The sequence below is a fragment of the Pseudoxanthomonas suwonensis J47 genome (assembly GCF_000513955.1).
In the GTDB taxonomy this organism is placed as follows: domain Bacteria; phylum Pseudomonadota; class Gammaproteobacteria; order Xanthomonadales; family Xanthomonadaceae; genus Pseudoxanthomonas; species Pseudoxanthomonas suwonensis_C.
The window spans coordinates 15,799-37,347 of sequence record NZ_AZUZ01000033.1; the positions used below are offsets into that span (position 1 = coordinate 15,799).

At 64.8% G+C, this 21,549-nt stretch carries 17 protein-coding genes; 4 read left to right on the forward strand and 13 right to left on the reverse strand.

Annotated elements, in window-relative coordinates; translation table 11 throughout:
* Positions 1–59: 59 nt before the first annotated feature.
* The 5 genes from M503_RS17430 to M503_RS16250 form a co-directional block, all read right to left on the reverse strand.
* Complete coding sequence (locus M503_RS17430; RefSeq protein WP_155952029.1) at positions 60–782, reverse strand: DUF6339 family protein; 723 nt, start codon at positions 780–782, stop codon at positions 60–62.
* Positions 779–1,708: a hypothetical protein gene (locus M503_RS17435; RefSeq protein WP_155952030.1), complete on the reverse strand. Its 930-nt coding sequence runs from the start codon at positions 1,706–1,708 to the stop codon at positions 779–781. Before M503_RS17435 ends, M503_RS17430 begins: the two co-directional genes overlap by 4 nt.
* Complete coding sequence (locus tag M503_RS17440; protein WP_155952031.1) at positions 1,701–2,852, reverse strand: hypothetical protein; 1,152 nt, start codon at positions 2,850–2,852, stop codon at positions 1,701–1,703. The genes M503_RS17435 and M503_RS17440 overlap by 8 nt, the downstream gene beginning before the upstream one ends.
* Before the next feature lie 665 nt (positions 2,853–3,517).
* Positions 3,518–4,516: a PD-(D/E)XK motif protein gene (locus tag M503_RS16875; protein WP_081721008.1), complete on the reverse strand. Its 999-nt coding sequence runs from the start codon at positions 4,514–4,516 to the stop codon at positions 3,518–3,520.
* On the reverse strand, positions 4,513–7,146 hold the full coding sequence (locus M503_RS16250) for a Z1 domain-containing protein (protein ID WP_051414523.1): 2,634 nt from the start codon (positions 7,144–7,146) through the stop codon (positions 4,513–4,515). The genes M503_RS16875 and M503_RS16250 overlap by 4 nt, the downstream gene beginning before the upstream one ends.
* 99 nt (positions 7,147–7,245) lie before the next feature.
* Here M503_RS16250 and M503_RS0110255 point away from each other — a divergent pair, with 99 nt between their 5' ends.
* Complete coding sequence (locus M503_RS0110255; protein WP_028920421.1) at positions 7,246–8,754, forward strand: DNA cytosine methyltransferase; 1,509 nt, start codon at positions 7,246–7,248, stop codon at positions 8,752–8,754.
* Here the strand turns inward: M503_RS0110255 and M503_RS0110260 are convergent.
* From M503_RS0110260 to M503_RS0110270, 3 genes are all read right to left on the reverse strand, one after another.
* Positions 8,730–9,197: a very short patch repair endonuclease gene (locus tag M503_RS0110260; protein ID WP_028920422.1), complete on the reverse strand. Its 468-nt coding sequence runs from the start codon at positions 9,195–9,197 to the stop codon at positions 8,730–8,732. The genes M503_RS0110255 and M503_RS0110260 overlap by 25 nt on opposite strands.
* Before the next feature lie 64 nt (positions 9,198–9,261).
* The gene (locus M503_RS0110265) at positions 9,262–9,627 is read right to left on the reverse strand and encodes a hypothetical protein (RefSeq protein ID WP_051414525.1); all 366 of its coding nucleotides are present in this window, start codon (positions 9,625–9,627) and stop codon (positions 9,262–9,264) included.
* Positions 9,628–9,657: 30 nt separating this feature from the next.
* The gene (locus M503_RS0110270) at positions 9,658–10,191 is read right to left on the reverse strand and encodes a hypothetical protein (protein WP_028920424.1); all 534 of its coding nucleotides are present in this window, start codon (positions 10,189–10,191) and stop codon (positions 9,658–9,660) included.
* Positions 10,192–10,523: 332 nt separating this feature from the next.
* On the opposite strand from M503_RS0110270, the gene M503_RS16255 reads away from it, so the two are divergent.
* Both M503_RS16255 and M503_RS0110280 read left to right on the forward strand, forming a co-directional pair.
* The gene (locus M503_RS16255; protein ID WP_231472357.1) at positions 10,524–10,814 is read left to right on the forward strand and encodes a hypothetical protein; all 291 of its coding nucleotides are present in this window, start codon (positions 10,524–10,526) and stop codon (positions 10,812–10,814) included.
* Positions 10,815–10,915: 101 nt separating this feature from the next.
* Positions 10,916–11,629: a transposase gene (locus M503_RS0110280; protein ID WP_028920425.1), complete on the forward strand. Its 714-nt coding sequence runs from the start codon at positions 10,916–10,918 to the stop codon at positions 11,627–11,629.
* Between the two features lie 245 nt (positions 11,630–11,874).
* Here M503_RS0110280 and M503_RS0110285 read toward each other — a convergent pair whose 3' ends face one another.
* The 5 genes from M503_RS0110285 to M503_RS0110310 all read right to left on the reverse strand — a co-directional run bounded on the left by M503_RS0110285 (position 11,875) and on the right by M503_RS0110310 (position 20,082).
* Entirely contained in the window at positions 11,875–12,771 is an 897-nt protein-coding gene (locus tag M503_RS0110285; RefSeq protein ID WP_028920426.1) for a hypothetical protein, read from the reverse strand.
* A gap of 559 nt (positions 12,772–13,330) precedes the next feature.
* Positions 13,331–17,050, reverse strand: coding sequence for a methylmalonyl-CoA mutase family protein (locus M503_RS0110290; RefSeq protein WP_028920427.1), 3,720 nt, complete (start codon positions 17,048–17,050; stop codon positions 13,331–13,333).
* Positions 17,051–17,459: 409 nt separating this feature from the next.
* Positions 17,460–18,224, reverse strand: coding sequence for a hypothetical protein (locus tag M503_RS0110300; RefSeq protein ID WP_028920428.1), 765 nt, complete (start codon positions 18,222–18,224; stop codon positions 17,460–17,462).
* A gap of 257 nt (positions 18,225–18,481) precedes the next feature.
* On the reverse strand, positions 18,482–19,420 hold the full coding sequence (locus M503_RS0110305) for an alpha/beta hydrolase (protein WP_028920429.1): 939 nt from the start codon (positions 19,418–19,420) through the stop codon (positions 18,482–18,484).
* A 20-nt stretch (positions 19,421–19,440) separates the two neighbouring features.
* Complete coding sequence (locus M503_RS0110310) at positions 19,441–20,082, reverse strand: TetR/AcrR family transcriptional regulator (RefSeq protein WP_024869940.1); 642 nt, start codon at positions 20,080–20,082, stop codon at positions 19,441–19,443.
* Between the two features lie 200 nt (positions 20,083–20,282).
* Between M503_RS0110310 and M503_RS0110315 the strand changes: the two genes are divergently transcribed.
* On the forward strand, positions 20,283–21,383 hold the full coding sequence (locus tag M503_RS0110315) for a Glu/Leu/Phe/Val family dehydrogenase (protein ID WP_028917774.1): 1,101 nt from the start codon (positions 20,283–20,285) through the stop codon (positions 21,381–21,383).
* Positions 21,384–21,549: the final 166 nt, after the last annotated feature.

Consider the following 21,549-nt stretch of genomic DNA (forward strand, 5'->3'; position numbering starts at 1 on the left):
GAAAGCCCCCAAACTGCGCAGCACGGCGGGAGGCGTATCGCCGCCCACCGGTGAGGAAGTTACTGATAGGAGGGAAACGCCTCGTCCACCAGCGAATCAACATCTTCCTCGGACAAGGCTGTCACATCTTGGAGCAGCAGGCGCATTCGAACTCGGATCATCGCCACCCTAAGCGATGCTTCCCCGCCACCCAATTCACGCCACTTGCGGACGATCGTACGGACCAAATGGTGGTTACGGGACACACGCGAACGCTCAAGAATCGCAACATGGGCATCTTCATTCACCAGTCTCAGAGTCCTCCACGGCTCCTCTCCAGGCTCCCTCATGACGTGAGCGCGGAACCACAGTCTTCCGAGCGCGTTTCGCTGAAGGATTCCACAGTACCTAGCCAGTACAGCCGGTTTGCGCGATGTCCCCCAACGCCAATGGACTAAATGGGGCGCCAGATGGACAGCTAGCCAGCTCCATGTATCCGGACGGATCGCCTGGCCAACGGGCAGGTCAAGCCCTCCCAAGTAGATGGAGGCATCACGATCGAACAGGCGAAAGCCCACTTCCGAACGGTTGGGATAGTTGGCTGTCTTCGCGATCGCCGTGAGCTCGGATCGAACCGACTGCAAATAATCTGCCGTCGCCCTCGCCGGCCCGGTCGGAGCAAACTGCTCCGTCTCTAGATCGGGCAATCCAATACGCTCGAGTTCATCGAGCTGCAGCAATCCCCTCGCCGCCAGGATCCTTTCGGCCTTGGCAGCAGCCAGCCGTGGCAACCGGATGGTCATGGCCGCACCTCCCCCGCACTGAACTTGTCCTTCATGCCCACCCACGATTGGATCCGGACCTCGAACTCCGAAAGCCCGGATCGGTGCATACTCAGGATATCCTCGGCCTTCTTTCGTCCCAACACGGACCGGGACCAAAGCTGCCATTGATAGCCAATGGAGCCGACTGGGTACTCTTCTGTAGGCGAGAACGCCATCTCCGCACCGGCAACGATGACACGCCGAACCACGGCATCCCAAAGTACGCCTGTCGCCCGCGGCTCCTTCCTCGAAACGTCCTCGATAAACCGCTTGGCTTCCGAGTTGAGGTAGACGACAAGCCCCTGTTCCACCTCAAGGAATGGGTCATCCGCGACCACCACGTGAACGAGGGCGCCCGATGCCTTCCCTAAACCAAAATACCTGTTGAAGTCGATTGCTTCTATCGCAAGGCGTGCCCGGCCGCCCTCAATCCGGCCCCTCCAGCAGGCACCCCAAAGACGGGCTCCCCTGAGCCTAGGCGTCAACTGGTCGCCGCCGTTCAATGGACTCCCAAGAACCACCGAGAGATGAACGCTCAGATCGCGCGCGAGGCGCGTGCCGTCGAGTTCAAGTTCAACGTTGCACCAGTCCTCGGCCGTTAACGAGAGTGGATATACCGAACGTGCCGCAACCTCGAGATCCCGCCCGGTATAAGCCGTCACCGCCAGGCATAACCTCATTTCCGGATGTTGATCGGCTAGCAGTCTGTCGCCGGCGCTGGGGGCCAGCCTTACCGAGTTCGACACCCTGATCGGCATCCCCGGCTCCCATCCGATGACTACGCCCCCGTCCTCGACAAGCTGGGTCCCTCCGCTCCCGCACGTCACTTCCCAGCCAATTCCCAGCCGCAGAACGACGTCCTCACTCCACAGGATGCGATGAGGGGGAATGGGGCGCCTAGCCATTCACATCACCTCCAAGTTCGACATCAACCGTGACGGCATACGAGCCTCCAAAGCTGACCGCGAACTCGTAGTTGCCCGGCATGGAAGCACTGCACAGCCCCCCCTGTGAACTGGTCCCATCAGGCTTCGTCCATCCGATGACCCGAGGAGGAGTCATCTCCGGCGGGAGCTCAGCCGTGGTTCCTCCTTCGATCGCAACCGACGTAGTAGCCTGTATTGCCTGGTCGAGCTGCCTCCTTACCTCAACCCGATACCTCGCGACTGTCTTCCCGCCGACCACTTCCAGCCCAATGAACTCGGGGGCGGAGATGGGGTTGCGGGAACGCCCCGACGCTCCACCGCCGGCCCCGCCCACATGGCCGGCGGCAGAGCCATCTCCAGCTAGGAACTGTTCGGAAAAATAGTCCGCCGCATCTGCGAGGGACGGGGCGTCTGCTGCGGCCACGAGAGGTTGCGCGCGGATGCCTAGGCAAGCCCTGACGCCCTCCGACAGATACTTGAGCGTCATGCGCACTGTGGTCGCTTCAGCACCCTTCAGCTTGGCAGGATTCCAGTCATCATGGGCGGGCGGCTCCGCCGCGGCGAATGCAGACGCATCGGCGGGTGAAGACTCAGCAAGCACCACGCCAACCCATGGCGCGCATTCCGTACCGATATCGACCTGCTTGTAGGTAACCACGAGCTCACTCGCCCGCATCAACGCGACGTGCGCGAGACCTCCCCTGAATTCCGCCAATGGGTCCGGCCAGTGCGGATCGCCCAGCCCCTCTCCGATCATCACGTGGGGAGCCAAGATTGCACCGACATGTGCAGCCGGATTTCGCCTGGTCTTGGGCCCAACCCCGGCTGCCGGCGGCGTTCGCCGAGTACGTGCCATGGCCAAAGCGGTCGCGAAACACTCATAAACCGGATGCCCACCGGCCAAGCTCAGGCTACGCTCACCGTCACCCAGGTCGACGCGCAGTTCCATCGGTGTGCGCCCATCCACTGGCACCAGCTTCGGCCATAGGTTGTGATACAGGATCTGCGGAATGCAGTGGGCAGCTGCATCCATGCTGATCTCTGGCCACGGTATCAGGATCGACGTTCCCGCATGGGCCATCCCGTCCCGGCGGGGAAAACCGACAGCTTCCGAAATGTCCACCGCCTGTCGTCCTTCGATCGGGCGGATGGAACGACCGTCGACTGATGCACCCCAAAAGTGACGGCCCGTATGACGATTCCCCCGGCCCTCACCCGAAGTGGCGACATACGAATCACCCAGCCTGCATGCCATCACCCTCCGAGGCCCATTTGCTCCTGCGACCTGGGAGTCGACCAGGATCGTGCGTGCCAAGCCTGCGAGATAGAGCGATGCTCGCCCGAAGCCATAGGTCCCCCCGGTGCTGCCATCGAAATGGGGACTTCCGATGTCAAAGAAGAACCGCACGAACCGACTACTTTCCTTCACAGGGTCAGGTGATCCGCTCAGTCCGTGCGTACCGAAGTCGCAGATCTCAAGGACAGGAATCTCCTCACCTTTCCCAAGCCGAGGTGTGAGCTGGTCAACCTCCGGCGGCTCACCAGAACTCTCGCTTCCCGCCAGCAGCAGCGCCCGTAGGGCGTCACGCTGAGGCCCGCGAAGAGTGCGGACACGGACTAGTAACGACGGGGCTTGTCCCTCCAAGCGGGCGTCCCAGGCATTCTGGGCGGCTTCCCTAAGCACCAAGGTGATGGGGTCCATTGTCGGCGCCCCAAGTAGATTCGCCAGACCTTTGGCTTGTAGACCACCGCTAGGAGATACGGGCTCCGAGTACCGCACAACCACACTCATGAAGATGCTCCTAGCAAAGCTTCAAGCGCCGCTTCGATCGGCACTTCAAAGTTCCTCGCAGTCTCAAGGGACAGGTCATAACTCACGTGACTGACCCCGGGGTCGAGTACCCCACTCGTCAGCTTCGCGGCGGTCAGCCGCGGAAAGTTGTCCTGAACGTGGTAGACAACTTCCTCGCGCAGTTCGAACCGGGCGCGCCCGTCCAGCTCACCAAGGCTGGCAAGACATTCCTCGAAAGCAATGGCACCAGCCGGGCTGAGGCAAGCGCGGATCTCTTCCACCAACGAAGCCACACCAAGACTGCCCTCCATTGCCTGTTCGAGCCTGACCAGGCAGAGATACAGGCTGCCATCGATCGGAGGGTCCAGCTGGTCAATATCGGAAATCCGCACCCTGCGGTCACGAACCTCGGACCGCACCGTAGTTTTCACTTCGATCGCAACCGGACCGCGGCGGAAGTCATGGCGGGCCCCCTTCGGCCCCGACCAAGCGAAGACCATGGAAGATTCTCGCCTTACCAGCTCCCGCAATAGCCAAAGCTCGCCAACAAGCCCGATCGTCGCCCCGGACTCCCTCTCGCTGGACACAGCAAGCAGGCGCCGGAACTCTTCATTGCAACGCTCCAGCGCCGAAGCGACCTCCTCGTAGCCCACGGAGCGCCAGAGCAATGCGCAGAACGCTTCGAATGCCTGGTCGGCATTGTGGTCCCGACACCAGACATGGATGAAACGACGTTCCCCAACTTCCGGGACCTCAAAGTGCGCGACTTCGCCTGCCAGTGCCGCACCATTTCTGACACGCAAAGCCCGAGGTATCGAGATCCGTTCCCCAGGATGCGTCCCGAGCAGCAGACCACGTTCCCCCGCCGCATTCAAAGTCGCGCGAACGAACCGCGGGGCCTCCTCCAGCGCGTAGACACGAAGCCCTTCTGCCCTTTGCGGCGAACCACGCAGCACTTCCCAAGCCTCCCTCAGTCGCCCGATCCGGTCACTCATCCTTCAAGGAGCTCCCGGGCAATCTCGTCCATTGGCTCTTCATCCGGCTCAATGGGAGTCAGGTTCGTCGTTACGTAGTCGTAGCTTCGTATGGGGTCACCGGGCAGGAAGACGCCGATACCGAGCACATCGTGTACGGCATCCAGCTTTTCCCTGTCACTGGATGCGGGTGCGTGCGGCTGCGAGTTCCTGTCGATTGGATACAAGAGCAACAGCGGCCCAGAACTTCCGCGCAGCTTCTTGACATCTTCCCAGCTCGCATCATTGTCAATGGATGGTACTGGGTCGAGGTCCAACAACAGGTCACGTTTGGACATCAACGCCTTGATCGAGACGTCGTCGCTGCCGCCTCTCATCGCACTGCGGTTGACACACCTCACGGGCACGCCCCCCAGCGGTACCCCACTCTCACTCCCGTCCGCCGTGGTCACCACCACCACATTCCAGCGATCCAGAGAACCATCGGTGGCTTGCCGCAGGTACTGGGCGAGTAGTGCCCCGTCCAACCCCGAATTATCGGAATGAACCGAGTACTCGCCGAGAAAGGCCAGAACGGCATCCAAGTCCGCCTGATAGGTGGCCCGCCGGTCCTTTACCTTTCGTGACCGTTTGAGCAAACGGTCACCGGCCCTCCAGTTGTTGGAAAGCCAGTTCTCGTTCCACCTCAAGAACCGGATGGTCTGCAGATGGCGTCCGGCATAACCCACCTGGGCCTTGACCGTGTGCCTCAACCGGTTCCGGTTGGTGATCATCATTCCCGGGATCTTTCGGATGCGCACCGCAAATTGCGCGGGCGTTACGTTATGACGGCTGTAATAGCCGATGTCGCGACGAATTTCTTCCTCAACCGTAGCCAGCTGATAGAAGGCATTCTGGATACCAGCCTCCATCCAGATTCGCGGCATATCCTCGAATCCGCGGCGATACCCGAACCAACGCCCCATCTGCATCAAGGTGTCGTACTGGCTCGAAGTCCTCATGAAGAAGCTAACCACCAACCCTTCTAGCGTCAGCCCTCGGGCAAGGACGTTCCCTCCGATAACCAAGTACCTCCTGCCAGGAACGTCATAGTCGATCCGGTCGGTGCTCTCCCAGTTCTCGACCTTGATCTCGATGGACTTTGCGCACGCAAGGATGCGCGGCTCCAGTTCATCAAAACTGACTTCCGAGCGCCCGAATCGCGATGCTGGAACCGCTTCGGATTCCGTTTCCCATAGTTCCCTGAGCTGCCCTTGAAGCTGTGCATCACCACCAACCAAGCGGGCTATCAGCGAGTTCAAGTAGGCCGAGATGGCGCCTCGTGCCATCTCGTGCACGCCGGTCAGCATGGAGGTATGGACCAACATGGAAGCGTGATCCCCACCCAGTCCCCTGATCTCTTTGGCAGCCAGACATAGGACAAAGTAGTGGATTGCCGTGCGCAAGCTTGCTGAAACCTCAAAAACGAAAGGCGTTGACTTCCCAACAGGCCGCAGGCTGGATACCTCCTTCGGATCCACCACGCGGATCATTGAGTACCCCTCCTCTTCAAGTTTGCTCGCATCACCCTCGAGCGCCGCCCTGCCGAAAAGCTCCTCCGCGCCGAAGTAACCAACGGCTTTCGACAAAGGGTGGATAAAATCCCGTGGGTACAGATCGTCTTCGCTGCTGGTATTGATCAGGACGTTGGCATAGGGCGTTGCGGTGTAACCGACGTATGCCACCCTGGGGAGTTCGGCCAAGATCTGCCGAATCAGGTCATTGATCACGGTGACTGCATTGTCTACAGCAGCCGAATTGACGCTCGCCTGGTCGCATTCATCATCAATCATCAAGAACGGGGTTTGCTCGCGGAGCGCTTTAGGCGTATTGCGTAGCGCGCGAAGGAACCGCCTGAGCACTCCCGCATTCTTCTTCATGACCGCGAGATGCCGGGTCTCACCCAACAGCTGAAGCGAGCCTCCGGGTGGCAATGTGAAGTCACCCTTCTCGACCACGCCGTCGTTGCGTATAAGGTCTGCACGAGTCTGACGTTGCCAACGCCCAGGTCTGGCCAGATTGAGAATGTCCGCATCCAGACGCTTCTGCGTCTGGTTGCGGAGGCTGTCAGTCATGCCTGAGAGGACGATAAAGAACTTGAACGGAGTGCCGGCCGCTTTAGCGAGCACCGCCGCCATGTTTCCGGTCTTTCCGCTCTGGACGTATCCAACCACAAGGCCGCGGGTCGAGAACCGCTCTTTTCCCGGGTTATCGATGAGGTTAAGAATCGCGGTGCTTTCTTGGTCAACAGCGTCAATCGTCTCCTGATCCCGCCCTAAGCTCCTGAGGCGCTCCACGAGACGATTCCACTCCTCAGCATCATTGGTGGGGCCGTTGTACCAAGCCACGCGTCCAGCTTGGAGGGTGCACCTCGTATAGAACGAGACCCTTTTCTGCTCCTCCTCGATCCGGAGCCACGCAGCCTCAAGACTTTCACGCATCAACGTAGCCATAAACTGGCTGGTTGCTGCCACTGGCTCGTGCTGTTCCTTTACTTCTTGAAAAGCCTCCTCGAAAGACTTTCCGCCAGTCATGACCAATGAGCGTATCAACCGCTCATGCACTTGACTGTAGTGCTGAACCATCTGCGGGTCGACAACTGCTTCGGACATTACTGCCCCCTGCTAAGCATCCGGGCACGCCCCCCTGGCGTGCTTCCCCAGCGCGTGCGATCCTGGCACACTTTCGCCAAAGCAGCCCACCCCCCTCGCATGACCATCCCTGTTGTTGACATCTTTGCCGGACCCGGTGGCCTTGGCGAAGGGTTCTCCTCCTATGTCCCGAACGGGCGGAAAGAACCCGCGTTCAAGATCAGCGTCTCGGCCGAGATGGAGGCCAATGCGGCCCGAACCTTGCGCCTCCGGGCCTTCTTCCGGCAGTTCCCGCCCGGTGAGGTTCCCGAAAGCTACTACGAGTACGTCCGCGGGAAGCGGGATACGCCATGGACGGAGGCCACCCGAGGCGAGTGGAAGGCCGCCTGCGAGGAGGCGCTACAGCTCACTTTGGGGATCGCAGAGCACGACCGGATTCTTGCCGACCGCGTGGCCAAGGTTGCCGGGCAGGACCAGCCGTGGGTGCTCGTGGGGGGGCCGCCGTGCCAGGCCTACTCCCTGGTCGGCCGCTCCCGGAACAAGGGCAACCGGGATTACCTCCCCGAGAAGGACGAGCGTCATTTCCTGTACCGCCACTATCTGGAACTGATCCGCAAGTTCAGCCCGGCGGTCTTTGTCATGGAGAACGTCAAGGGAATCCTTTCCTCCAAGGTCGGCGGTTCCCTCATCTTCCCGCAGATCCTGCGGGACCTTTCCCAGCCCGGAGGGCACGGCGGCCCCCGCTACCGCATCCTGCCGCTAGTCACCCCGGACCCGGGAACCGAAGACGACAGCTCGCGGTTCATCCTGCGCGCCGAGGAACTGGGTGTTCCTCAAGCGCGGCACCGTGTGATCCTGCTGGGCATTAGCGAGCAGCTCAGCGACGGATATACCCCCATTACCGCTCAGCCGACGCAGACCTACGTGGAGCACGTCCTCCGTCATCTGCCGCGCCGCAGGAGCGGCATCACCAAGCAGAAGGTCCAAGACTGGCGCAGGGACGCCGAACGCATACTTGTGGCCACGGCGAAGCTCGTCCAGCGGACCCAGAAGGACGTGGCGGATGAACTGTTTGCTGCGGCACACCGACTCCCGGCGACCGATCCCGGCTCAGGCGGGCGCTGGATGCGCTGGGCCGGAGACTACGGCCACCTGCCAGACCACCTGAAGGACTGGCTGCACGATCCCCGCCTGGGCGGCATCCTCAACCACGAGGTGCGCGCACACATGGCCGAGGACCTCAAGCGCTATGCCTATACTGCGGCCTTTACCAAGGTGCACAAGCAATCGCCCAAGGGTCCGGATGAGTTCCCGACCGCCCTCTATCCGGACCATCTGAGCTGGGGAAGCGGCGGCTTCTCCGACCGGTTCAAGGCCCAGGCATGGAAACGTCCAAGCTCGACAGTGACCAGCCACCTGTCGAAGGACGGGCACTACTTCATCCATCCGGACGCCAGCCAGCTCCGGAGCATCTCGGTGCGCGAGGCAGCGCGCCTCCAGACCTTCCCGGACAACTATTTCTTTGAGGGATCGCGGGGGGCCCAGTTCAGACAGGTGGGCAATGCCGTGCCGCCGTGGATGGCCCGCCAGATTGCCGAAGTGGTCTACTCGGCCCTCACTTCGAGGTGATCGCCGCCGGATGCAAGGTCCACGTACGTGGCTCCGCCCCGGATCTGCTCGAACAGGGTTTCGAGGGTCGCCGTAGTGTGGTCACGCATGGCACATTCCCAGACCACCAGAACGCGCCATCCCAGGTTTCTGAGGCCATCCTCGGCACGCGCATCCCTCACCGCATTTCCGCTGATCTTCGTCTTCCAGAAGTCCGTCCGGGTGGCAGGTAACCGGAAATAGCGGCATTGCTCGTGCCCATGCCAGAAGCAGCCATGGATGAAGATCGCGGCGTTCCATTTCGGCAGCGTAAGGTCCGGCCTGCCCGGCAGGTCCCGGCGATGGATCCGGAACCGCATTCCGCGACCATGGAGATACCGGCGGACGAGCATTTCCGGTTTGGTATCCCTGCCCCGGATTGAAGACATCATCCGTGAGCGCACTTCGGGATCAACAATGTCCATTGGAATAAGGTAACAGGCTCGGAAGTCCGGTCTAAGCCGACACCTGTCGGACTGATCAATCGCGTCAGAGCGGAACGACTCTGTCCTCTGCGCCCGTACACACCATCAGCGCCCCCGCCCCTTTGGTTTCCCCCACAGCCTGCACCTTAACCCCCACCTTCAACGTCTCCACATCCACCGGCTGCGCCTTGCAAAGGTTCCACCGCGCCGGCAGCTGCACGGCAACTCGCCCTTGGTTGGGCACATCCACCTGGATCATGGCATGGCCGTCATAGGTCCACGGCTGGAGGTCGATGGAAGCGATCGTGCCCTCGATGGTCGTGGTGCCGTTCGCCGCGGCGGGCTGCACCTGGGGAGCGGCACAGGAGGTTGCGACCACCGCGGCACCGAGGACGGTGGCGAGGAGTGGAACGTCGGAAGTTCGCTGCATGGATGCTCCGGCCTGGACTTGAGGGCGCGGTCACAACGTCCGGATAGTCTCACCACCCTGCCCCGCCAGGAATGCCTGGGCGCAGGCGCTCTGGTCGTCGTCGAAGGCGTGCACCACCACCGCGTAGCGGCCTTCGCCCAGGGCCTCGCCCACCTTGGCCAGCAGCGGGGTGTGGTCGGGGCGCAGGGTGACCAGGCCGCCGGCCAGCAGGCCTGCGAACCCGCCCAGGAGGAGGATGGCCATGGCCGCCATCCCCGGGGAGTTCACCACCGCAGGCACGTCGCGGGTGTGGAGCGAGATGAACACCAGCACCCCAAGCACCATCCCGACCACCCCGAGCTTGAAGTGGGCGATCAGCGCCGTGCGGAAGATGCCGCGGCCTTCCGGCTCCAGCTTGCGGCCGGGATGGCTGTCCCGCGGGGTGACCACCTGCACCTGGGACGGCCGCAGCCCCAGCACGGCCCGCGCCTGCCGCGCCACTGCGCGGGCCAGGCGTTCGTTGTTGAACACCCCGGCGACCTTGCTGTCGGACATCTCGCCGGTAAAGGTGGATAGGACGTTCATGGGGCCGCTCCGGATACCTGTCTGGGGCGATCCTGCGGCTGGGGCGATCAGGCGGACGTGCAGGAAAGGCGCCTCCGATTCCCGGGTTAGCGGCGCTTCATGGGAATGAGGCGGGCGTGGAGCTGGCGCTGCCGGGCGGCGCGGAGCTGGGCCCTTACGTGTTGGCTGCATGGGCGACCTCACCAGCCGCGGGGTGCGCTGGGGTGCCCGGCTGCCCGGCCCGGCGGCAGCACCCCACCCAATGTCGATCCGCCCAGCCCCGCCCGTCGCAGGATCGAAGTACACCCGCCCCGTCAGGCGTCCGCCCGGGGCAGCCCACCCCAAGAGACGACATGAAGATCGTGACTAGCCTCAGCTTCCGCGGGCAATGCCGCGAAGCGTTCGAGTTCTACGCCAAGGTGCTTGGCGGCAAGATCACCACGGCCGTTCCGTACAGTGCCATGCCCGAGGACGAGGGTTTCGACCCGAAGTACAAGGACTGGCTGATGCACTGCTGGCTGGACGTCGGCGACCAGTCTCTGATGGGCGCGGACATGGACATCCAGTGGACCCCGAACATCGACAAGCCGAAGAACGGCTTCGATGCCACCCTGCACACCGAAAAAGGGGACGGAGGGAATTAAGAGGGATTGCGAGTTTTCCTGACGCCCCCTGATTGCAAAAACTGATCGCCGACAGGGCGGCGCTGCGGCACCTTCGAGGCACATCCCCAGCCTCGACCGCGATGCCTCGTCAGCCCAGACTCGAACTGCCCGGCGTCCCGCTGCACGTCACCCAGCGCGGCGTGAACCGCTGTGCCATCTTCCTCGACGACGAGGACCGTCATCACTACCGCCGTGTGCTTCGCGAGGCGTGCCGCCGGCACGGGGTCTGCGTCCATGCCTTTGTCCTGATGGACAACCATGTCCACTTGCTGCTTTCAGCCCTGCAGAGCGGCGTGATCTCCCAGGCGCTCCGCCGCGCGGGCCAGGCCTATGTGCAGGCGTTCAACCTGCGACACGGGCGCTGCGGCACGCTCTGGCAGGGCCGCTTCAAGTCCAGTCTGGTGGATTCGGACGCCTACGCGCTGCGCGTGATCCGCTACATCGAGCTGAATCCGGTGCGGGCGGCCATGGTGGAACGCCCTGACCACTACAGGTGGTCCAGTGTCCACACCCACCTGGGCACGGCACAGGATCCTCTCCTGACTCCGCATCCGGTTTACCTCGCCCTGGCTGCGGACCGTGCCGGCCGTGCAGCGGCGTGGCACCGCTGGCTCAACGCCCCGCTCGACCCGGAAGAAATCGCCCGAATCCGGGCCTACATGGCACAGGAGCGTGCGCTTGGCGAGCCCCGTTTCCAGGCCATGGTGGAGAAAGCACTGAACAGGCCCGCGAGCCTGCGACCGCGTGGACGGCCGCCGCTTCGGCGGCCGAACGGGGGCGCGGCGGGAAGCTAGTGCCCTCTGTCCCTCGCGTTCCCTTAACTCGGGGTCTTAATTCCCTCCGTCCCCTTTAGCTGTCCCCTTTAGCTCAGCCAGCGCCGGCGACGCTGCGAGCGCCAGGGATACCGCCAGGAGAAAAGCAAGGACCGGCATGCACTACCTCCTTGTAGTCGATTGGGGCCCCGGCTCGGCTACGCGCGTCGAGCCGCGTGAGGTGCATCAATCAGTGGGGTTGTCCCTGACACCATTTTTGCTTCGCGCTACTCGTCTCTGCCAACTTCCTTCTCGGCGTCCGGGAAAAACCCCCGCCAGTAGAAAAAGCCCCGTTCGAAGCGGCTGGAAAACGTGTTCAATGCCCCGCCGCTCGCAGACAGAGCGTCAAGTTCCGCATTCTCTGGATGGGCCATGGCCCCCATCAGCCACGGGCCATGGGCTGCCGAAGCGTCGTTGAACCAGTCCCGGTTGAAACGCCCCATGTCCACCCAGGCCTGGACATCGCCACTCTCGACACGATGATCCAGATAGCCTCGGAGCAAAGGGAAAACCCATTCCCGTTGTTCCTTCGACAGTGATCGGAACGACGCCGGGTCACGCACGTACCGCATCCATATGGCCTCGGCCGCGTGCTGTTGCACGCTGGAAAGCCGGCTCCACAAGGGCTCCCCCGAATAGACAACCAACTGCGGCCGCGCCGGGAAATACCGGGACAGCAGGGATGTGGTCCTCTGTTGGGAGAACGCCCGGACCTGGGGATCCGTCGTCGCGTAGTGAGCGGCGGAGATGGCCTGCGTGGAAAGTGTGTGGGCGTCGATCCCCCGATGGGATGGCGCCAGGTACCAGCCCGTTGCAGCAACGGCCAGAAAGGGCATGAGAAGCACCATCGCCGCCCAGAAGACAATCTTTGCCAGGATCCCAACCGTCCGGCCAAGAGCGCCGAAATCGAAAGAGGCGGAGGGAAGCACCCCGGCGGTTGCCGCGGCCCGCACTGCCGCCTCCTCGCGCATCCTCCGGAACATGACCTCATTCTGTTCGGCGGCCATCTTTACGGCTTCGGATGCGCCGGAAGCGTGTCCGCCAATCGTCCCCGCCCTGATCGCTTCGTCGAATGTCGCACCCGACATCGCCCTGCGAAGCCGGTCCTCCTCCGTCTCGATCATGCCCGCTCCTTTCGATGGTCAACGCCCGCGTCCAGTCAGCCGCGATAAAACACCTTGGAGAATCCCACCACGCGGCGATCAGCCGGGTATGTCACCGGAAATGCCCCTGACACCTTTTTCCTGTGACACCTTTTCCTGACGCCTTTCTCCGACACCTTTTTCGACCGTGATCGGGTGGATATGTGCCTGACACCTCATTTCCAGGCACAGCGCGATGCCACTACTGCCAACAAGTCACTTTTCTTGCGCGTTCTGAACCCTGTGCTACGAGCGTACTGTCTTTACCCGCCGAAAAACCAACAATCCATGGAAATCCATGCGGCTTCAGATATTCGTCAATTATTTCTGCACGAATGGCATCGTTTTTCGCAACCAAGACGGGATTAATTCTTGGAACTGGGCGCTGCGCGCTCACAAACTTTCACCTCGTGCGTGCTGTGATGAATTATCGAAATATTCTTTCACAAAATATGACCACATGTGTTATAAGCGGCTGCCCTGAGCCAACCGGAAGCAGGGGGCGTCACGTCACCCCTTCCGGCGTTACGCGAAATCGCATCTACATATTACGCCGATACTCCCCACCCACGTCATACAAGGCATGACTGATCTGCCCCAATGAGTGGGTCTTGACCGCTTCGACCAGCGCCTCGAAGACGTTCCCCCGTCGACGCGCGGTGTCCTGAAGATACGCCAGGCCATGGCCGGTGCGGACCTCGGTCACGGTTTCATCCTCAACCACGTGGGTGTGGCCCGTCTCGCCCTCCGGCGCCAGGCCGTTGCGGTTGGCCTGCCAGGCCCGGACGTTGGCGATCTGCTGGGCCTTCTCGGCCTCGGTGGAGCGGATCAGCTCGATCTCGGTGGCCACCTCGCCGCCGTGTTCCTTCGGCAGGAAGGTGTTGACGCCCACCAGCGGCAGGCTGCCGTCGTGCTTCTTGTGCTCGTAGTACAGCGACTCTTCCTGGATCTTGCCGCGCTGGTACATGGTGTCCATCGCGCCCAGCACGCCGCCGCGCTCGCTGATGGCCTCGAATTCCTTGTAGACCGCTTCCTCCACCAGGTCGGTCAGGTAGTCCACCGCGAAGCTGCCCTGCCAGGGATTCTCGCAGTAGTTCAGGCCCAGCTCCTTGTTGATGATCATCTGGATCGCAACGGCGCGGCGCACGCTTTCCTCGGTCGGCGTGGTGATGGCCTCGTCGTAGGCGTTGGTGTGCAGGCTGTTGCAGTTGTCGAACAACGCGTACAGGGCCTGAAGCGTGGTGCGGATGTCGTTGAACTGGATCTCCTGCGCGTGCAGCGAACGGCCGGAGGTCTGGATGTGGTACTTCATCATCTGGCTGCGCTCGTTGGCGCCGTAACGCTCGCGCATGGCGCGGGCCCAGATGCGGCGGGCGACGCGGCCGATGACGGTGTACTCCGGGTCCATGCCGTTGCTGAAGAAGAAGCTCAGGTTGGGCGCGAAGTCGTCGATGTCCATGCCGCGGGCAAGGTAGTACTCGACGATGGTGAAGCCATTGCTCAGGGTGAAGGCGAGCTGGCTGATCGGGTTCGCCCCGGCCTCGGCGATGTGATAGCCGGAGATCGACACCGAGTAGAAGTTGCGGACCTGGTGCTCGACGAAGTACTGCTGGATGTCGCCCATCATGCGCAGGGCGAATTCGGTGCTGAAGATGCAGGTGTTCTGGGCCTGGTCTTCCTTGAGGATGTCGGCCTGCACGGTGCCGCGCACGGTCTTCAGCGTGTCGGCCTTGATCTTCGCGTAGGTCTGCGCGTCCACCAGCTGGTCGCCGGTGACGCCCAGCAGGCCCAGGCCAAGGCCGTCGTTCCCCGGCGGCAGCTCGCCGTGGTACTGCGGGCGCTGCCTGCCTTCGAAGAACGCGTCGATCTTCTTCTGCGCCACCGCCCAGCGGTCCGCGTCGGCCTTCAGGTACTTCTCCACCTGCTGGTCGATGGCGGTGTTCATGAACATCGCCAGGATGATCGGCGCCGGACCGTTGATGGTCATGGAGACGCTGGTGGTCGGCGCGCACAGGTCGAAGCCGGAGTACAGCTTCTTCATGTCGTCCAGCGTGGGCACGTTGACGCCGGAGTTGCCGATCTTGCCGTAGATGTCCGGGCGCGGCGCCGGGTCCTCGCCGTAGAGGGTGACCGAGTCGAACGCGGTGGACAGGCGCGCGGCCGGCTGGCCGGCGGACAGGTAGTGGAAGCGGCGGTTGGTGCGCTCCGGCGTGCCCTCGCCGGCGAACATGCGGATCGGATCCTCGCCGGTGCGGCGGTACGGATAGACGCCGCCGGTGTAGGGATAGCTGCCGGGCAGGTTCTCCTTGCCGAGGAAGGTGAGCAGCTCGCCCCACGAGCGGTAGGTGGGCGCGGCGATCTTGGGGACCTTCTGGTGGCTCAGGGACTCGCGGTAGTTCTCGACGCGGATCGCCTTGCCGCGGACCTGGTACTCGGTGGCCTCGTCGGTGATGGACTTCAGCCGCTGCGGCCACTCGCGCAGCAGGCGCAGGGATTCGCTGGAGAGCGACTGGACGGCGTCGTTGTAGCGCTGGCGCAGGTTGAACAGGGTGCGGTCGGCCTCGGGCGCCATGGCCCCTCGCCCCTCGGGAGAGGGGTTGGGGAGAGGGTCGGTCCCGCTGCGAAGGTCGTCGGCCGACGTACCCTCACCCCCGGCCCCTCTCCCGGTGGGAGAGGGGTGCAGAGCGGTGGTGTCGTACAGGGACAGCGGCTGCGGCAGCAGCGGGTCGCCCAGCTCGCGCAGGACTTCCCAGTAGTGCTGGGCGCGGGCGGCGGTGTCGGCCTCGCATTCAATGCGGCGGTTGATCGCCCTGCCCTGTTCGGCGATCTCGGCCAGGTAGCGCACGCGACTGCCCGGGATCAGCACGGTGGCGCGCGGTTCCTTGAGCGAAGTGTCGATGCCGGGCCGGTAGTCGCAGCGGCCACCCTCGCCCACACCGAGCTTCCCGCGCAGCAGCCGGCACAGGTTGGCGAACATCCAGCTCACGCCCGGGTCGTTGAACTGGCTGGCGATGGTCGGATAGACCGGGATGTCCTCGTCCTTCGCCTGGAAGGCGTTGCGGTTGCGCTTCCACTGCTTGCGCACGTCGCGCAGGGCGTCCTCGGCGCCGCGGCGGTCGTACTTGTTCAGCACGATCAGCTCGGCGAAGTCGAGCATGTCGATCTTCTCGAGCTGGCTGGCCGCGCCGTAGTCGGAGGTCATCACGTACACCGGGAAATCGACCAGGTCGACGATCTCCGAGTCGGACTGGCCGATGCCGGCGGTTTCCACGATCACCAGGTCGAAACCCAGCGACTTGAGGTAGCCGACGCAGTCCTTGAGCACCGCGTTGGTGGCCACGTTCTGGCGGCGGGTGGCCATCGAACGCATGTACACGCGGTGGCTGCGCAGCGAGTTCATGCGGATGCGGTCGCCCAGCAGCGCGCCGCCGCTGCGGCGGCGGGTCGGGTCGACCGAGACCACCGCGATGCGCATGGCCGGGAAGCACGACAGGAAGCGGTTGAGCAGCTCGTCGGTCACCGAGGACTTGCCGGCGCCGCCGGTGCCGGTGATGCCGATCACCGGCGTGCGGCCGGCCGCCAGCTGCCACTGCTTGCGCAGGCGCGCCAGCTCGGCCTCGCCCACCATGCCGTCCTCGATCGCGCTGAGCGCGCGACCGATCGCGATCTCGTCTTCCAGCCCGGGCGCGGAGGAAAGGGGGTCAGGTTCCCGTTTCCCCTGGGCCGGAGCAGCGCCGGCGCCGCCGCCGGAAGAGTGGACCTGACCCCGGTTCGCGGTCGAATCACCCGTCACGAATGACGAATCACGCGAGCGCTGGGCGCGCGCAACCACGTCCTCGATCATCTCCACCAGCCCCATCTTCATGCCGTCGTTGGGGTGGTAGATGCGCTCGACGCCGTAGGCTTCCAGCTCGCGGATCTCTTCCGGGGTGATGGTGCCGCCACCGCCGCCGAACACGCGGATGTGCGAGGCGCCGCGCTCGCGCAGCATGTCGACCATGTACTTGAAGTACTCGACGTGGCCGCCCTGGTAGCTGGACAGCGCGATCGCGTCGGCGTCCTCCTGCAGCGCGGCGCGGACGACGTCCTCGACGCTACGGTTGTGGCCGAGGTGGATGACTTCGGCACCCTGCGCCTGGATCAGGCGGCGCATGATGTTGATCGCCGCGTCGTGGCCGTCGAACAGGCTGGCCGCGGTGACGAACCGCAACGGGGAGGCGTCCGGACGGGCGGCGGGGATCTGGCTTGCGGGGGTGCTCATGCGCGCTGCTGGCTGTTCGGGAATCAAGGACTTGTCCCCGATTCTAGTGCTTTCACCGGAAACTTCTGGGTGCGCTGCAGCGTGACTTTGGCCGAGTGGCCGGGAACGCGGCGTGCAGGCAAACCATACGCAGGAGTCGGGCGCCGCTCTCTGTAGAGCGGGCCTTGGCCCGCTGCTCTTCATGGGCGCTAGCCACACCCGGCGTGGGAGTCGGGCAAGCCCGACTCTACAAAAGCACCGCTCGCTCTTCGTAGAGCGGGGCTTGCCCCGCTGCTTTTCATGGGCGCTGGCGCACCTAGCGTGGGAGTCGGGCGGGCCCGACTCTACAAAGGCGCGGCGTGCCCTTCGTAGAGCGGGGCTTGCCCCGCTGCTCTTGCCCTGCCCCCGGACCAGGTCGCCGCGTCGCCCGTCAGAACCGCCCTTCGATACCGAGCGTCACCGTGTCGGCGCTGTTGATCTCGGTGTCGTAGTAGTAGCCGTTGTAGTAGTAATCCGTGGCGTAGGCGTAGCGGGTGTAGACCAGGCTGATGTTGAAGTGCCGGTTCACGTCCACGCCGATGCCGAAGCTGGCGTAGCCGCCGTCAACGTCCACGTCGTCGTCTGCGGTCCAGTAGCCCAGGCGGGCGATGGCGAACCAGGGATTGCGCTCGCCGAAATTGAAGCGGGCATTGGCGCCGATGTTGGCGTAGCGGATCGACGGAAACACCCAGCCGTCCTTCGTCCGCTGGTCCAGACGTCCGCCACCGATCTCGAAGCCGATCAGCGACACATCCCCTGCCAGCCACCGGTAGCCGAAGTTGCCCGACACGAAGTCCTGGTGCACGTCGTCGTAGACCCAGCCCTGCCCGGCCTGCACGCCGGCGAAGAATCCGTCCTGCAGCGGTTTCTTGCGGCGCGCCTGGTAGGGCGACGGCGGCGGCACATACGGCACCGGCGCGCGCAGGACCGGCGGCGTCGGCGTGGCCTGGACGGGTTCGTTCGCCTGCGCCTGCGCGTACTGCGGCGAAGACTGGGCGGAACCGGCTTGCGCGGGCTGGGCCTGCTGCGGCTGCGTGGCGGCGGGTTTCTGGCCCTTGCGGTACGCGTTCCACGCAGGCGAGATGGACTGGGCCTGGGCCTCGGCAATCCAGCTGGCCAGCAGGACGGACACGGCGAGTACTGCGGTCTTCTTCATGCGCTTCCCCCGTTGGACGTGAGCATCCGCGCATCCACGCGCGGATGGAGCGGTCCGCCGCGGCCCTGCCGTCCATGGGCATGGAGGCGTCCCCGGGCACGCGGATCGTCCGCGTTACAGCGGTTCTGCTACGCATCGACCTGGCGGCCTGCGAACCCCGTCGCGGCCGCCCTTCCCCATCGGGGCCGCAGAGGCGGCCCGTTGTCCGATTGTGCCAAGCCCGCGACCAGGGGAAAACCCGCCGGTCGATGCCGGACTCAGGCGATGCCGAACGGCAGGTTGGGCGAAGAGACCACGCGCTCGCCCACGTCCTCGCCATGCAGGAAGCGCAGTGCGGCCTCGATCACGCGCGGCTCGCCGGCGATGCGGTGGTGGCCCAAGCCACTGGTGCTGAGCAGGCGCGCGTCCGGCCACAGCCGCGCGTAGCGCTCGCCCTCTTCCCACGGCACGTCGCCGTCTTCGAGGTCGTGCACGACCAGCGCCGGCACGCCCAGCGCGGGCACGTGATGCTGGATCCCGAACGCGTCGACCGGCACGCCGATCTCGCGCTCGAAGCGCTGGAACATGCGGTCCACCAGCGGCGACGCCAGCCCGACCATGCGGCCGAAGCGGTTGCCGGCCTCGCGCAGGTCGGCGGCGGGCGCGATGAGCACCACGCGCCCTGCCTGCACGCCCCCGTGCAGGGCCAGTGCCGCCGCGGCGCCGCCCATCGAGTGCGCGACGATGGCGGCGGCGGGGCCGTGCTGGCGCGCCACCGTGGCCAGGGCTTCGGCGAACGCCGGCAGGATCGCGCGGCCGTCGCGGTTGCGGCCGTGCGCGGGATGGTCGAAGGCGACCACCGCGTAGCCGGCCTGGCGCAGCGGTTCCACCCACGGCCGGCAGCGCAGGCCGAAGCTGGACCAGCCGTGCGAGAACAGCACGTAGGGCTCGACCGCGGGGTCGCCCCAGGTGTACGTGGTGAGCGTGCCGACGGCGCTTTCGACCTGGCCGATCACGGCATCGTCGGCCGGCGCCGCCATGGCGCGCGCATGCGAGGACGGCAGCGGCGTGCCGAACAGCCGCGCGGCCCGGCGCACCGTCGCGCCGGGCATCACCCAGCCGCCAATGGCGAAGGCGGCGCGCAGCAGCCGCGGGACACCCGGATTTCGAACGGTCGTGCTTTTTTGTGGCGGAGCGAAGGGAGCAACGGTAGCCATGGCGATCCTCCGTGGGGGAGTCAGCGGCGGGGGGCGGCGGCCGGGGTGGCCGGCTGGGATTGCAGGCGGGCGAACAGCTCGTCGAACGCACGGCGCGCCAGTGCCTGGGCCTGCGGGTTGTGCAGGCGCGCGTGGTGCAGGCCGTGCATCAGCGCCTGCAGCTGGAAGGCGACCAAGGCCGGATCGGTGTCGGGACGGAAATGCCCTTCCTCCACCGCCAGGCCGACGGCGCGCTCCAGCGCCTGGCGCCAGTTGTCCATCAGCTGGGCGACGTGGTCGCGCATGGGGCCGGGCCGGCCGTCGTACTCGAGGGTGGCGCCGGCGAAGACGCAGCCTTCCGGATGCGCGGCCAGCCAGCCCAGCCAGGCGTCGATGATCGCGCGCAGCCGCGGCAGGCCGCGTGGACGGGTCAGCGACGGCGCCATCACCTGCCCGGCGAACTGCCCGGCGACCCAGTCCAGGGTCTGCCGCACCAGGTCCTCGCGCGAGCCGAAATGGGCGAACACGCCGCTCTTGGACATGCCCGCGGCCTGCGCCAGCTCGCCGATGGTCAGCCCTTCCAGGCCGCTGTGCGCGGCCATGCCGGCCGCCCGCTCCAGCAGCATGCTGCGGGTGCTGGCGCCCTTGGCGGTGGGCGGCTGGCTGGCGGCGACCGGGCTCATGGGCGACGTAATAGCACGACCGTTCGTTTTATTCAAGCCCGGTGAGGCTTCCTGCACGGGCTGGGGGTACAATGCGCGCCTGCGACGCACGCCCCCTTCCCGGCCGAGTCGCTTTTTTGTTTGCGGACCCGGCGCGAGCCACCAACAGCCATACCGTCACGGTCGCCGCAGCCCGGTGCGCCCTGACGCGGAGCCAACCGATGCTTCTGGAAACCCTCGCCACCTCCGGCCACGAGCAGGTCGTCTTCTGCAACAACCCCCAGGCCGGCCTGAAGGCGATCATCGCCGTGCACAACACGGTGCTGGGCCCCGCGGTCGGCGGCGTGCGCATGCGCCACTACGCCGACGAGGCCGACGCGGTGCGCGACGTGCTGCGCCTGAGCCGCACGATGACCTACAAGAACGCGCTGGCCGGCCTGAACATCGGCGGCGGCAAGGCGGTGATCATCGGCGACCCGAAGACCGACAAGAGCGAGGCGCTGTTCCGCGCGTTCGGCCGCCAGGTCGAGGCGCTGGGCGGCCGCTACATCACCGCCGAGGACGTCGGCACCGACGTCAACGACATGGAGCTGATCTACCTGGAGACCGAGTTCGTCACCGGCGTGCACCAGGTCCACGGCGGCTCCGGCGACCCGGCCCCGTTCACCGCCTACGGCACGTTGCAGGGCCTGATGGCCTCGTTGCAGCGCAAGTTCGGCCACGAGGAAGTGGGCAAGGTCAGCATCGCGGTGCAGGGCCTGGGCCACATCGGCATGGAGCTGGTGAAGCTGCTCAAGGAACGCGGCGCCAAGCTGTTCGTTTCCGACCTGGATCCGAAGCTGGTCGACCGTGCGGTGTCCGAGTACGGCGCCGAAGCGGTGAAGCCCGAAGAGATCTACGACGTGCAGGCCGACGTCTTCGCGCCCTGCGCGATGGAAGGCTCGATCGACGCCAGCACCCTGGAGCGGCTGAAGGCGAAGATCGTCTGCGGCTCGGCCAACAACCAGCTGGCCAGCCACGCCATCGGCGACGAGCTGTACCGCCGCGGCATCCTCTACGCGCCGGACTACGCGGTGAACGCCGGCGGGGTGATGAACGTGTCGTTGGAGATCGACGGCTACAACCGCGAACGGGCGATGCGCCTGATCCGCAGCATCTACCACAACGTCACGAAGATCTTCGACCTGTCCGAGCGCGAAGGGATCAGCCCGCAGTACGCGGCCGACCGCATCGCCGAGGCGCGCCTGGAAGCGATCGGCCGGCTGAAGCTGCCGATGGGCCGCACCCGCCCGCGGATGGGGCACCTGCGCGGCGAGCACTGAGCCCGGCAGCTTCGCCTGCCCCCGTAGAGCGGGGCTTGCCCCGCTGCTCTTCACGGGCGCCGGTGCACTCGGCGGGGGAGTCGGTCTGGCCCGACTCTACAAAAGCGCCGCACGCTCTTCGTACGAAGGCGCGGCGAGCCTTTCGTAGAGCGGGGCTTGCCCCGCT